Here is a 13,599-nt window from a genome sequence, read left to right as displayed (position 1 = left end):
GGCCGACGGGCTGCGATCGTGCAAGGGTTGCCGAGTCTCCCGATGCTCCCCGCGCTCACGGGGATCGAGACGTCCACGGCGCGGGCAGGGGACGGGCCCCGCAGGGCCCGGCCCGTCACGGGGCGCCCGGCGGGAGGAAGGGGAGGCCGGCAGGGGCGCCGGACTCGATCAGCCGGAGCAGCGCACGCGTATCGGCGTGCTCCTCGATCAGGTCGCCGAGCAGGTCGAGCTGTTCCTCCCGCAGCGCGGCGAACGACGTGTCCGGCGCCGGGACGAACCGGCGCCCGGCGGCCGCGGCCACCTGCCGCAGGAACGCCCGGCGGAAGCCGTCCGACTCCAGGGAGCCGTGCCAGTGGGTGCCCCACACCGACCCGACCCGGCACCCGTCCAGGAACGGCTCCCCGCCCAGGACTTCGGCCACCCCGTGGTGGATCTCGTAGCCGGTCACCGGCTCGCCCAGTGCCGTGCCCTGCGGCCGCGCCAGGGTCTTCTCCGCCGCGAACCGCACGCGCACCGGCAGCAGCCCGAGCCCCGCCACCGAGCCGGCCTTCGACTCGACCTCGTCCTCGATGCGCTCGCCGAGCACCTGGAAGCCGCCGCAGATGCCCAGCACCGGGCGGCCCTCCGCGGCCCGACGCAGCAGCGCACCGGCCAGCCCGCGCTCCCGCAGCCACTCCAGGGCCTTCACCGTGCCGCGCGTACCCGGTACGACGACCAGGTCCGCGTCGGCCAGTTCCTCGGCCCGGTCCACGAACCGCACCACCACGCCCGGCTCCGCAGCCAGCGCGTCGACGTCCGTGAAGTTCGACATCAGCGGCACCGCGCAGACCGCGACCCGCAGCACGTCCTCGCCGACCGGCGGGGCCACGACCGACTCGCGCACCGCGCCCCGCAGGGAGACCCGGAGGCCGTCCTCCTCGTCGATGCCCAGCCCGTGCTGGAAGGGGAGGACACCGTAGGTCCCCCGCCCGGTGAGTGAACGCAGCATCTCCATGCCCGGCTCCAGCAGCGACACGTCGCCGCGGAACTTGTTCACCAGGTAGCCGGCGATCAGCGACTGGTCTTCGGGCGACAGCAGCGCCGTCGTCCCGAAGAACGAGGCGAACACACCGCCCCGGTCGATGTCGCCGACCACGACCACCGGGAACCGGGCGGCCCGCGCGATGCCCATGTTCACGATGTCGGTCCGACGCAGGTTGATCTCGGCCGGGCTGCCGGCCCCCTCGCAGATCACGGCGTCATACGTGCCCCGCAGCTGCTCCAGGCAGTCCGTGACGATGCCGAGCAACTGTTCCTGGCGCCCGCCGTGCAGTCCGTTCCCGGGGGACGACCCACCGGACCCCCCGAAGAACCCGCGCGCGCTCATCTCGCCCACCGGCTTGCCCAGCAGCACCACCTGGCTGCTGCGGTCACTGCCGGGCTTGAGCAGCACCGGGTTCATCAGCGCGGTCGGCTCCACGCACGCCGCCTGCGCCTGCATCGCCTGCGCGCGCCCGATCTCGGCGCCCTCGCGCGTCACGAACGAGTTCAGCGACATGTTCTGCGCCTTGAAGGGCGCCACCTTCACGCCCTGGCGGGCGAGCCAGCGGCAGATGCCCGCCGTGACCACGCTCTTGCCGGCGTCCGAGGTCGTGCCGGCGACGAGGAGTCCCCCGCCCAGCTTTCCGCCGCTCACCGGCGTCCCCTCCCAGTCCAACGCGACACTGCACAGCGCAGTGCCACACACGCTCCGAGTGCCAGCCACGTCACCTGCCGCGACAGCCGCACCGCCCGTTCGATGTCCGCGACCTCCACCGGCCGCCCCGCCGCGCCGTTCAGCACGGCCCGGTGCTCGACCCGGCCCCCGTACGCCAGGGTGCCCCCCAGCCGGACACCGAGCGCCCCGGCGAAGGAGGCCTCCACGGGCCCGGCGTTCGGGCTCGGGTGCTCGGCGGCGTCCGCACGCCAGGCCCGTACGGCTCCCCGCCGGTCGGGTCCGGCCAGTACGGCGGCCAGGGCGGTCAGCCGGGCGCCAGGCCAGCCCGCGAGGTCGTCGAGGCGGGCGGAGGCCCAGCCGTAGCGCAGGTAGCGCGGCGACTTGTGGCCCACCATCGCGTCCAGGGTGTTCACGGCGCGGAACGCCAGCAGCCCGGGTACCCCGGCGGCGGCGCCCCACACCAGGGCCCCGACCACCGCGTCGGAGGTGTTCTCGGCGACCGATTCCACGACGGCGCGGGCCATCTGCTGCTCGTCCAGGGCCTGCGGGTCGCGCCCGCACAGGTGCGGCAGCCGCTCGCGGGCCACCTCGGCGTCCCCGGCGGCGAGCGCGCCGCCGATGGCGCGGGCCTCCCTGCCCAGCGAGGTGCCGCCGACGACGGCCCAGGTGGCCGCCGCGGTCAGGGCGATACGGGCGGTCGCGGGCCGCGAGCGCACGGCGCGGGCGCCCAGCGCGCCGACGGCGGCCGCGCCCCCGGCGCACACGAGGGTATGGACGAGGCCCCGGGCGCGGTCGTCGCGCCACAGGGCGCGCTCGACGGCGGCGGCTGCTCGTCCGAAGGCGGCCACGGGGTGCCCTCGGCGCGGATCACCGAGGATCCGGTCGCCGATCAGGCCCGCCGTGGCGCCGTACGCGAAGACGCGATCGGCACGCATGGTGGCAGGTATGTCCTCACTCAGGGTCCGCGCCCTGGTTCGACGTGTCCGGCGGTGGGAGTTCCTGGCTCCCGAGGCGCACGCGTCGCGTGCTCCCCGGTGACAGTGGCGGGACCGCGCCGGATTCGCACCGGACTTCCTCTCCATGCCGCCGTATTGGCTCGGGCAGTCCACCACGCACCGCGAAGGCCCGTCAACTCGCCGTTGACCTGCGGCGAGGCAGGTCACAGTGACGGGTCCCGGGTACGGGAAAGCTCCCCCCGGGAAACCCGGAGGGAGCTTTCGTACGACGTGCCCGAGTCGGTCAGGCGACGATCAGGTAGAACCCGTACGCCACGGCTGCCGCGACGAGCGCGAAGCAGGCGTACGCACCGCTGCGGGCGAGGGTGGCGGTGCCGCCCTGCTCGGTGGCGGCCTCGTGCTTGGAGAGGCCCACCAGGCCCATCGTGAACAGGGCCACGAGCGCGACGGTGGCGGAGAGGCTGACCCCGAAGACGGAGCCGAGTGCTGCCCAGTCGATCTTCATGCTGCGGATTCCTCTGTCGTTCTCGGGGTCAGACCGCGGCGGCCGGAGCCGCGGGGGCCGCCGGAGTCGCGGGGGCGGCGGCCGGGATGGTGGCCTTCAGGTCCTCGTCGGCCACTGCGGCGGTCGTACCGGCGGCGGCCTCGGCGGCCATGGTCGGCGGGACGGTGACGGCGGCCATGGCCGTGGTGACGACACCCGGCTCCTCGGCCGCGGCCGTCCGGGCGTCGTTGACGTTGTGGTGGTCGACGACCTGGCGGCGCGAGATGGCCCAGATCGCGACGCAGGAGGCGATCAGGAACAGCGCGACGGCGGCGACGCCGATGTCACCGGTGCGCATGACCAGCTCGGCGCCGGAGGCGACGACGGCGGCGGCCGGCAGGGTCAGACCCCAGGCGATGAACATGCGGGTGGCGGTGGACCAGCGGACCACACCACCCTTGCGGCCCAGGCCCGCACCCATGACGGCGCCGGAGCACGCGTGGGTGGTGGAGAGGGAGAAGCCGAGGCTGGAGGAGGCCAGGATGACGCTCGCGGCCGAGGTCTGGGCGGCGAAGCCCTGCTGCGGCTGGAGGTCGGTCAGGCCGCTACCCATGGTGCGGATGATGCGCCAGCCGCCCAGGGAGGTGCCCAGTGCGATGGCCAGGCCGGCGGAGATGATGACCCAGACCGGCGGGTTCGCGCCGGAGTCCAGGGCGCCGCCCGCGACGAGGGCGAGGGTGATGATGCCCATCGTCTTCTGCGCGTCGTTGGTGCCGTGCGCGAGGGAGACGAGACCGGCCGAGGCGATCTGCCCGGCGCGGTAGCCCTTGGTGGAGGTCTTCTGGCCGACCTTGCCGCCGAGCTTGTACGTGACCTTCGCGGCCAGCATCGCGGCCACGCCGGCCACGATCGGGGCGGCGACGGCGGGGATGAGCACCTTGGTGACGACCACGCTGCCGTTGACGGCGTCGATGCCGGCGGAGGCGACCGCGGCACCGATGAGGCCGCCCATCAGGGCGTGGGAGGAGCTGGAGGGGAGTCCGACCAGCCAGGTGACGAGATTCCAGAGGATCGCGCCGACCAGCGCGGCGAAGATCACTTCTGGCTGGATGCCCTCCTCGTTGATCAGGCCCTTGGAGATCGTCTTGGCGACCTCCACGGACATGAACGCGCCGACGAGGTTGAGCACGGCGGACATGGCCACCGCCGTCTTGGGCTTGAGGGCGCCGGTCGAGATGGTGGTGGCCATCGCGTTGGCTGTGTCGTGGAAACCGTTCGTGAAGTCGAACACGAGAGCGGTGATGATCACGATCCCGAGGAGAAGCGTTATGTGCTCCATTTACCCAGGCTTCTGTTTGACGTCAGTGGCTCGGCGACCGTAGGCAACCTGGGTGAACGGAAGATGAACTGACTCGGGCGGAGCGGTGTACTGGCCCGTCGTGCCATCGGGAGCTTCGTCCCGATTTTGCCGTTGATACCGCCATTAATGCACGTCAGAGCCTGGTGAACGAACGGATCCGCAGGGGGTCCGAGGCCTCCGGGTCCACCCCGGAGGGCTTCCGGAAGAGATCCAGATCACTTTTCCGGCCGGCCCCGCGAGGCGCTTGCGGACCCCGTCGCCGACACCGCCCAGACCCCAATCGGAGTATTCCGCTCCAGTGGCCCGCCCGCGCTCGCGCCCTGACACTGGAGCAGTGCGTACCGCCACAGCGACGGCCGCGGTCGTCGCGACCACTCTTGTCGGGGCCGGTGCCGCCGCGGTCGCGGCCGGCCGGCACGCCGCCGACGTCGCCCTGCGGCACGAGCCCGGCCGCCCCCTGCCCGGCGGGCCGCGGCTCAGCGTCCACGCCAGCGGCTCCGGCCGCATCACGCTGACCCGCTCGCTGGCCTCCCTGCGCCCCGGAACGTACGGGCTCACCGCCCCCGGGGTGCACGCCGCGGTCGGACCCGTCCTCGACGGCGCCGCGAACGGCCCGGACACCGTCGTGCGCCGGCTCCTCGCCGTCACCCACGGCAGCCTCGACGCCGGCACCCGGGTCGCCCTCACCCCCCAGGTCCACGCGGGCAACCCGCGCACCGCCCTCGGGCTCGACCACGCCGACGTGGACGTCCCCGGCGAGCTCGGCGCCCTGCCCGCCTGGTTCGTGCCCGCCGCCCGCGACACCTGGGTGATCACCGTGCACGGGCTCGGCGCCGGTCGCGAGCACCCGATGGTGGTCATGCCCTTCCTGCACCGCCAGCGGATGCCCGTCCTCGACCTCGCCTACCGCGGCGACCTCGGCGCCCCCGCCTCACCCGACGGTCTCGGCCACCTCGGCGAATCGGAATGGCGGGACGTGGACGCCGCCATCCGGTACGCCCTGCGCTACGGCGCCGACCGGGTCGTGTTGCACGGCTGGTCCACCGGGGCCGCCATGGCCCTGCGCGCCGTCGAGCGCTCGGCCCTCGCCGACCGGATCTGCGGACTCGTGCTGGACTCGCCGGTGCTCGACTGGCACACCACCTTGCGCGCGCTCGTCGCCGCCCGCCGCACTCCCGCCGCGCTGGTGCCGTTCGCGGTGCGGGCCGCCGAGGCGCGCGCCGGTCTGGGGGTCGACCGCCGGCCGCCGGGCGCCGACCCAGGCGCGCTGCGCGTCCCGGTCCTGATCTTCCACGGCCCGGACGACACGCTCGCCCCCTGGGAGCCCTCCCGCCGGCTCGCCGCCGCCCGCCCCGACCTGGTCACCCTGCGGACCGTCCACGAAGCGCCGCACGGGGCGATGTGGAACGCGGATCCGGCCGGATACGAGGAGGCCCTGAGGCGGTTCCTGACCCCTCTTATGTGAAGGCCGTGTGCCGGAGGGGGCGGGGAGGGAGCATTCTCCCCGTATGTCCCCATGCCGAGCAGCGATAATGGCTGGTTCCGTTTGGGCTTTCGGCCGGTGACGGGCGAGACTGCTCCCGTGACGTCCCGAAAGCCTGATGAGCAGTTGGCTCGCGACTCCAGACTCCGACTCGTCTCCCCGCGGTCGGTCGCCGCGGCCCGCAAGGCGGTGACCGACCGGCGCGCGCGTTCCGCTTCCCGGCCCCCGGCGGGCACCCCAGCCACGGCCGAACTCGCCACCCGGGCCCGGGCCTCGCTGGCCGATGCCGTACGGCTCGCCCGCTGGGCCGAGCTCAACCTCGGCACCGTCGGCGGAGGCCGCCCCGCCCCGGCGGGAGCGCTGCCCGCCGCCGATGTCGAACGCGCCGCAGTCGAACTGAACCTGACCCACGGACAGATCCGGGTCGGCTGGGATCGCGCCCGGCTCGCGGGCCTCGTCGAGGTCCACGGCGGCCAGGCCCGGCCCGGCTGGCGGCTGCGGGCCTGGGACCGCGACGACACCGCCGTACTGCGCGGCTGGGTCGCACTGTTCGACGCCTGGTCGCTGGTCCACCCGGCGCCCGCCGACATCACCCCCGCGGTCGTCGCCGAGGTGGTCGAGGCGATGCCCCAACTGCTGTCCCTGCTCCAGCTGTCCGCCGGTCCCGTGACCGTTCCGGACCTGCTGGACCTGCTCGGTCAGCGGGTCACCGAACTGCGCGACGAACGGTGCGAGGTCCCCTACGACGCACCGGCGCGCGAGACTTCGCCCGCTGACGGGACGTCGGCCGTCGCACAGACCACCGGGCAGGCCACCGCACGGCCGGTCGAGCCGGAGGCGACCGGCCACGCGGTGGCGCCCGTCCCGCTCGCCCGGTTGCTGCGCTGGGCGCTCGGCGGGCTCGCCGCCGTCGACGCCGTCACCCTCGGCCCCGCGCAGGCCGCCCTCACCCCGCTCGGCAGCTGGGCGGTCTGGGTCAAGCTCGAACAGATCTGCGTCGCCGCGCAGAGCCCGGCCGGGAACATCGAGCAGTCCGCCGCGGCGATGCTGCACGGCTGCGCCCGGCTCACCCCGGGACCGGCCCGCGCCGAGTACCGGGCCTGGCTCGCCGCCCGGCCCGTCGGCCACGCCGTCAGCGAGCTCCTGCACGCCGCCCGCGGCGAGGACGCCCTGCTGCGCGGCCTGGCCTTCGAAGCCCTGCGCGTGGTCGGAGCCCCGGCCGAACCCGAGGTGCGCGCCGCCGTCCGCGACCCCGCCCTGCGGCCGTACGCGCTGCTCTGGCTGGCCGAACACGACGGTGTGGATCCCGACGAGGCCCAGGACGTGCTCACCGCCGAGGAATCGACCTGGCTCTGGGTGGACACCGCGGCCGCCATCGCCGACCACGGCGAGGCGGACCTGCTGGCACGCCACCTCGACTCGGCCGTACGGACCACCGTCCCGCGGCTGCTGGACGAGGTCCGCGCGGTCGGCCACCCGCGCACCGTCCAGGTGCTGGTGGCCCTGGCCGCCGCGCACCCCGACCCGGCCCTGGCCAAGGCGGTCCGCCGGGCCGCGTTCCAGGTCCACACCGGCGGGGCGTAGCCCCGGTACGGCTGTCGCAAGCGCTGCCGGGCGGCGCGCCGCGGGCTCAGACCTGCGGCGCGTACGTCCCGAAGCTCCAGATGTTGCCCTCCGCGTCGCGGGCCGTGTAGTCGCGCGATCCGTAGTCCTGGTCGGTGGGCTCCATCAGGATCTCCACCCCGTGCTCGGCCGCGCGGCGGTGGTGCGCGTCCACATCGTCGACGACGACGTAGACCCCGACCGGCCCGGCGCCCTCCATCGCCTTGTCGAACACGCCGCCGCGGCCCTTGCTGCCGAGCATCACCGCGCCGTTCCCGTACGACAGCTCGGCGTGCATCACGGTGCCGTCGTCACCCTCGTACACCGCGACCTGGGTGAATCCGAACGCATCCGTCAGCTGCCGGATCGCGGCCTTGGCATCGGCGTAGAGCAGGGTCGGAAAGACGGACGGGACGCTTGCCATGACGATCACTCCTTCTCGTGGTCGTGGATGTGACCCACGCCACAGCATGGCAGGCGGCACTGACAGCCGACGGAAGCCGTCACGGGGAGCCGTCACGGGCGGGCGACCGGGAGGGCGGCTGGCGGAAGGTGGTCAGCGGAAGGTGGTCAGCGGAAGGTGTTGCACCGGGCCATGTCGCCCGTGCGGTAGCCCTGGTAGAACCACTGCTGGCGCTGCTGGGCCGAGCCGTGCGTCCAGGACTCCGGGGTCACGCGGCCCTGGAACTTCTCTTGGATCCGGTCGTCGCCGACCGCCGCCGCTGCGTCCAGGCCGTCCTTGATGTCCTGGTCGGTCAGGCTGGTGATCAGCGGCCGGCCCGTGGACTCGTCCGGGGTCCTCGTCGCGTTGTGCGCCCACACCCCGGCGTAGCAGTCGGCCTGGAGCTCGACCTTGACCGCGTTGCTGTTCGCGCCCTGCCGGCCGTCCTGGGCCTTCTGCAGGGTTCCGGTCAGGTTCTGGACGTGGTGCCCGTACTCGTGGGCGACGACGTAGGCCTGGGCGAACGGGCCGCCGCTCGCGCCGAACTTGGTCCGCAGCTCGTCGAAGAAGCCCAGGTCCAGGTAGACCTGCCGGTCCGCGGGGCAGTAGAAGGGGCCGACCGCCGAGGTGGCGGCCCCGCAAGCGGTGTTCACGCGGCCGGTGAAGAAGACGGTGGACGCCAAGGTGTACCGGCCGCCGCGCCGGGCGAACTCGTCCTTCCAGAAGTCCTGGGTGCTGTTGACGACCGCCACCAGCCGGCAGTCCTCCCGGGTGTTCGCGTCCCGCCCGGTCCTGCAGCTGCGCTGCACCTCGCTGGCGGAGGAGGAGGTCGCCACCGGCTCCGGGTTCCCGGACGACAGCCCCAGCTGGTCCGGGCCCACCCCGAACAGCAGCCCGAGCGCCAACGCGATGAGGCCCGCGATACCGCCGCCGATCGTTGCCCGCCCGCCCGGGACGCGGCTGCCGCGCACGTCCTTGACCTCGGAAGTGTCCAGATCCGCGTCGTCGTCGAACTGCATCCCGCACCGCCCTCGATCAACGTGGCCGCCCCGGTGGCGAGTATCACCGGGTCCATCCTGATACGTGCCCCGGCCCCCGGAGCGCTCCGTGCGCCGAACGGGGGACGGCCGGAACGCGCGGACGGGCGGGCGCAGGGCCGGGCCGAAGGCCGCGCGTCAAGGGCCGGACGCCCCCCAAACCAGTTGCACACCCCCGGTAGAATGAATCCCATGGCAAATCTCCTCGCGGATTAGCGGCGTCGAAGCATCGCGTCCTGCCCCCCTTCCGCCGTCCCCCCGCCCTGGAGTATTTCCGTGATCACCGCCACCGGTGTCGAGCTGCGCGCCGGCGCCCGCGTCCTCATCGAGTCCGCTTCCTTCCGCATCGCCAAGGGCGACCGCATCGGCCTGGTCGGCCGCAACGGAGCGGGCAAGACCACCCTCACCAAGTGCCTCGCGGGCGAGGGTCAGCCCGCCGCCGGTTCCATCACCCGCTCGGGCGAGGTGGGCTACCTCCCGCAGGACCCGCGCACCGGCGACCTCGACGTGCTCGCCCGCGACCGGATCCTGTCCGCGCGCGGCCTCGACGTCCTGATCAAGAAGATGCGGATGAACGAGGAGCGCATCGCCACCGGCTCCGGCGCGACCCGCGAGAAGGCGCTCAAGCAGTACGAGCGCCAGGAGACCGAGTTCCTCACCAAGGGCGGGTACGCCGCCGAGTCGGAGGCCGCGACCATCTCGGCCGCCCTGAGCCTGCCCGACCGGGTCCTCGGCCAGCCGCTGCACACCCTCTCCGGCGGTCAGCGGCGCCGCGTCGAGCTCGCCCGGATCCTCTTCTCGGACGCCGACACCCTGCTCCTCGACGAGCCCACCAACCACCTCGACGCCGACTCGATCGTCTGGCTGCGCGACTACCTGAAGAACTACCGCGGCGGCTTCGTCGTGATCTCCCACGACGTCGACCTGGTCGAGACCGTCGTCAACAAGGTCTTCTACCTGGACGCCAACCGGTCCCAGATCGACATCTACAACATGGGCTGGAAGCTCTACCAGCAGCAGCGCGAGGCCGACGAGAAGCGCCGCAAGCGCGAGCGCCAGAACGCCGAGAAGAAGGCCGCGGCCCTGAACTCGCAGGCGGACAAGATGCGCGCCAAGGCGACGAAGACCGTCGCCGCGCAGAACATGGCCAAGCGCGCCGAGCGCCTGCTGTCGGGCCTCGAAGCCGTCCGCGTCTCCGACAAGGTCGCCAAGCTGCGCTTCCCGGACCCGGCGCCCTGCGGGAAGACCCCGCTGACCGCCGAGGGCCTTTCGAAGTCGTACGGCTCCCTGGAGATCTTCACCGACGTCGACCTGGCCATCGACAAGGGCTCCCGCGTCGTCATCCTCGGCCTCAACGGCGCCGGCAAGACGACGCTGCTGCGGCTGCTCGCGGGCACCGAGAAGCCGGACACCGGCGAGGTCACCCCGGGCCACGGCCTCAAGCTCGGCTACTACGCGCAGGAGCACGAGACGCTCGACCCGGACCGCACGGTGCTGGAGAACATGCGCTCCGCCGCGCCCGACCTGGACCTGGTCGCGGTGCGCAAGACCCTCGGCTCCTTCCTCTTCTCCGGCGACGACGTGGACAAGCCGGCCGGCGTCCTGTCCGGCGGCGAGAAGACCCGCCTGGCCCTGGCCACGCTGGTCGTCTCCTCGGCGAACGTGCTGCTCCTCGACGAGCCCACCAACAACCTGGACCCGGCCAGCCGCGAGGAGATCCTCGGCGCGCTGCGCACGTACAAGGGCGCCGTCATCCTCGTCACGCACGACGAGGGCGCGGTCGAGGCACTGGAGCCGGAGCGGATCATCCTGCTCCCGGACGGTGTCGAGGACCTGTGGGGCCCGGATTACCGGGACCTCGTGGCCCTCGCCTGACGTCCGCCGGGGTGCCCGGCGACGACCTGAAGGGTTGATCCAGTTCCTTATGGATCATTCGGCTCAGGCGTGATCCATCATCTGAGTGAGACGGTCTCGTACCTCTGCGCTCTGTACGACGGCTCCGGCCGTGCCCGCCCGGGCACGCGGCCGGGGCCGTCTTTTTTCGGCGTCCGGCCCCTGACCTGGAGATTCCCGGTGAGGGTGAAGAAGTGTGACGGACGTCATGCAGCGGAAGAGGAGATTCCGTTCTGCTCGTGCGTCCACTGCCGGAGAAATGCCGTCGTACCGACCTTGCTGAATGGGTGGCCAGGAAGCCGGGGAGGGGTGATCATGAGAAGTCCAGAGCGCACTTCCCATGAGGAGGCACGGGTGGCCGAGACTCTGAAGAAGGGCAGCCGGGTAACCGGCGCCGCGCGCGACAAGCTCGCGGCAGACCTGAAGAAGAAGTACGACTCCGGTGCGAGTATCCGTGCGCTGGCCGAGGAAACCGGCCGGTCCTACGGATTCGTCCACCGGATGCTCAGTGAGTCCGGAGTCGTGCTGCGTGGTCGCGGTGGCGCGACGCGCGGCAAGAAGGCGGCTACGGCCTGACCCGGATTTCCCCCCGCCACCGCTGGGGGTACCCCCAGGCCGTCAGGCCCGGGGCCGGGGTGCTAGACGCTTGTCTACCCACACCGCGGTTCCTTCGGTGACCCCCGGTCGGCCGTCCGGTCGACTGGGTGGTTACTGTGCAGTCACTTAGGCCGGGAGGCGGCCGACTGCACACCGGAGGCACACAGATGGCTCTGCTCGACAAGGACGGCGTACGGCTCACCGTGGACGACTCGGTCGCCACGGTGACACTGACCAATCCGGCCAAGCGAAACGCTCAGTCCCCCGCGCTCTGGCGGGCGTTGACGGAGGCCGGAAGGTCGTTGCCGGGCACCGTCCGGGTCGTGGTGCTGCGCGGTGAGGGCCAGTCCTTCTCCGCCGGACTCGACCGGCAGGCGTTCACTCCCGAGGGTTTCGAGGGTGAGCCGTCCTTCCTCGATCTGGCGCGCGGTTCGGACGAACTGCTCGACTCCACCATCGCCGAGTACCAGGAGGCTTTCACCTGGTGGCGACGCAATGACATCCTCTCCATCGCCGCCGTGCAGGGGCATGCGATCGGCGCCGGCTTCCAGCTCGCGCTGGCGTGTGACCTGCGCGTGGTAGCCGACGACGTGCAGTTCGCCATGCGCGAGACCAGCCTCGGTCTCGTGCCGGACCTGGCCGGCACCCAGCCGCTGACCTCCCTGGTCGGCTACGCCCGCGCGCTGGAGATCTGCGCGACGGGCCGCTTCGTGCATGCCGAGGAGGCGGAGCGGGTCGGACTGGCCAACCTGGTCGTACCGGCCGGGGAACTCGACGCGGCGGTGCAGGACCTCACGACGGCGCTCCTGGCTCCGCCGCGGGACGCCGTGATCGAGACGAAGGCGCTGCTCCGCGACGCAGGGTCCCGCCCCTACGACGCGCAGCGCTCGGCGGAGCGCGCCGCCCAGGCCCGCCGCCTGCGTGACCTGGCCGGCATCTCCGACTGACCCCGCGGGTGCGGCGCCGTTTCCCGGGAGCTCCGGCCCGGGGGAACGCGCGCCGCACCGCCGCTCCGGTCAGGGGATCAGCAGGGCCTTGCCCGGGACGGCGCGGGCCTCGATCGCGCGGTGCGCCTCCTCGGCCTCGGCCAGCGGGAACCTCCGGGCGATCACCGGGCGCAGCCGCCCGGCCGCTGCCTCGGCCAGGGCGAAGCCCGCCAGGCGGGTGATCTCCGCGGGCGGGAACTGGACGTCCGCGATCCCGCGCAGGGCGATCCCGCGCCGCTCCGCCTCCGCCGGATCCAGTTCGGTGAAGCCGCCGCTCGGGGCGCCGTGTGCCGAGACCCGCCCGCCGTCGCGGACCAGCCCGAAGCCGGCCAGTCCCAGCTCGCCGCCGACGCCGTCCAGCAGGACGTCCACCGGACCGCCGACCGCACCGGTCCAGCCCGGCTCCGTGTAGTCCACCGCCAGGTCCGCGCCCAGCTCCCGGATCAGCGCGAGCTTCCGCTCGCCCCGCGCGGCCCCCACCACGTACGCCCCCGCCGCCACCGCGAGCTGTACCAGCAGCGTGCCCATCCCGCCGGCGGCGCCGAGGATCAGCACCCGGTCGCCCGCCCCGATGCCGACGCCCTCCGCGATGCCCGTACCGGTCACTCCGTCGTGCGCCAGCGCCGCCGCCTCGGCCGGCTCCAGCCCCGCCGGGACCGGGACCAGCAGCTCCTGCGGGACCCGGACCAGTTCCGCGTACGTCCCCTTCGTGCCCGGGGCCGCCACGACCCGGCGGCCCTGCCAGCCCGGGTCCACCCCTTCGCCCACGGCGACGACCGTCCCCGCGGCCGCGCCGCCCGGCACGTACGGCGGGTTGACGCCGAAGGCCTCGCCCCAGCCCCCGCGGATCTGGGTCTCCACGAAGATCGTGTCCACGGCCTCGGTGCGGACCACCACCTCGCCCGCCCCCGGGACCGGATCCGGCAGTTCCACCGGCACCAGGACCTCTGGACCGCCGTACCCGTCCACCCGTATCGCGCGCATGACGTTTCCCCTCGTCCGACCCGGCCCTTTCGGCCTTGATCACCGCCCAACTCTCGGACCTCAACCGCGGTCGAGGTCA

General features: G+C 73.1%; 12 protein-coding genes and 1 riboswitch. Of the genes, 5 read left to right on the top strand and 7 right to left on the bottom strand.

Annotated features, from left to right (window positions below):
* Positions 1–115 precede the first annotated feature (115 nt).
* The 4 genes from OHA65_RS10210 to OHA65_RS10195 form a co-directional block, all read right to left on the bottom strand.
* The gene (locus tag OHA65_RS10210) at positions 116–1,660 is read right to left on the bottom strand and encodes a cobyric acid synthase (protein WP_405759175.1); all 1,545 of its coding nucleotides are present in this window, start codon (positions 1,658–1,660) and stop codon (positions 116–118) included.
* Between the two features lie 11 nt (positions 1,661–1,671).
* Positions 1,672–2,631, bottom strand: coding sequence for a cobalamin biosynthesis protein (locus OHA65_RS10205; protein ID WP_405755458.1), 960 nt, complete (start codon positions 2,629–2,631; stop codon positions 1,672–1,674).
* Positions 2,632–2,669: 38 nt separating this feature from the next.
* Positions 2,670–2,821, bottom strand: a riboswitch (cobalamin riboswitch).
* Positions 2,822–2,935: 114 nt separating this feature from the next.
* Positions 2,936–3,157 (bottom strand): hypothetical protein, encoded by a 222-nt coding sequence (locus OHA65_RS10200; protein WP_327282810.1) that lies wholly within the window; start codon positions 3,155–3,157, stop codon positions 2,936–2,938.
* Between the two features lie 28 nt (positions 3,158–3,185).
* Positions 3,186–4,475, bottom strand: a complete 1,290-nt coding sequence (locus tag OHA65_RS10195) for an inorganic phosphate transporter (RefSeq protein ID WP_328762348.1) — start codon at positions 4,473–4,475, stop codon at positions 3,186–3,188.
* 355 nt (positions 4,476–4,830) lie between these two features.
* On the opposite strand from OHA65_RS10195, the gene OHA65_RS10190 reads away from it, so the two are divergent.
* Both OHA65_RS10190 and OHA65_RS10185 read left to right on the top strand, forming a co-directional pair.
* Positions 4,831–5,961 carry a hypothetical protein gene (locus OHA65_RS10190; protein ID WP_327282808.1) on the top strand — a complete coding sequence of 377 codons (1,131 nt, stop codon included), beginning with the start codon at positions 4,831–4,833 and terminating at the stop codon, positions 5,959–5,961.
* Positions 5,962–6,078: 117 nt separating this feature from the next.
* Complete coding sequence (locus OHA65_RS10185; protein WP_371646494.1) at positions 6,079–7,563, top strand: hypothetical protein; 1,485 nt, start codon at positions 6,079–6,081, stop codon at positions 7,561–7,563.
* A gap of 46 nt (positions 7,564–7,609) precedes the next feature.
* Here the strand turns inward: OHA65_RS10185 and OHA65_RS10180 are convergent, their stop codons facing one another.
* A complete protein-coding gene (locus OHA65_RS10180) occupies positions 7,610–8,005 on the bottom strand; it encodes a VOC family protein (protein ID WP_327282807.1) in 396 nt (131 codons plus the stop codon).
* 146 nt (positions 8,006–8,151) lie between these two features.
* Positions 8,152–9,042 (bottom strand): neutral zinc metallopeptidase, encoded by an 891-nt coding sequence (locus OHA65_RS10175; RefSeq protein WP_328762344.1) that lies wholly within the window; start codon positions 9,040–9,042, stop codon positions 8,152–8,154.
* A gap of 294 nt (positions 9,043–9,336) precedes the next feature.
* Between OHA65_RS10175 and OHA65_RS10170 the strand changes: the two genes are divergently transcribed.
* From OHA65_RS10170 to OHA65_RS10160, 3 genes are all read left to right on the top strand, one after another.
* Positions 9,337–10,935 carry an ABC-F family ATP-binding cassette domain-containing protein gene (locus OHA65_RS10170; protein ID WP_371646492.1) on the top strand — a complete coding sequence of 533 codons (1,599 nt, stop codon included), beginning with the start codon at positions 9,337–9,339 and terminating at the stop codon, positions 10,933–10,935.
* A 372-nt stretch (positions 10,936–11,307) separates the two neighbouring features.
* Positions 11,308–11,529, top strand: a complete 222-nt coding sequence (locus OHA65_RS10165; protein ID WP_054222696.1) for a helix-turn-helix domain-containing protein — start codon at positions 11,308–11,310, stop codon at positions 11,527–11,529.
* A gap of 188 nt (positions 11,530–11,717) precedes the next feature.
* A complete protein-coding gene (locus OHA65_RS10160) occupies positions 11,718–12,497 on the top strand; it encodes an enoyl-CoA hydratase/isomerase family protein (protein WP_405761761.1) in 780 nt (259 codons plus the stop codon).
* 69 nt (positions 12,498–12,566) lie between these two features.
* Here the strand turns inward: OHA65_RS10160 and OHA65_RS10155 are convergent, their stop codons facing one another.
* Complete coding sequence (locus OHA65_RS10155; RefSeq protein WP_327282803.1) at positions 12,567–13,520, bottom strand: zinc-binding dehydrogenase; 954 nt, start codon at positions 13,518–13,520, stop codon at positions 12,567–12,569.
* Positions 13,521–13,599 lie beyond the last annotated feature (79 nt).

Origin of the sequence: Streptomyces sp. NBC_00045 (genome assembly GCF_045041095.1) — a bacterium.
Taxonomy (GTDB): domain Bacteria; phylum Actinomycetota; class Actinomycetes; order Streptomycetales; family Streptomycetaceae; genus Streptomyces.
This window is presented reverse-complemented; position numbering and strand designations above follow the sequence as displayed.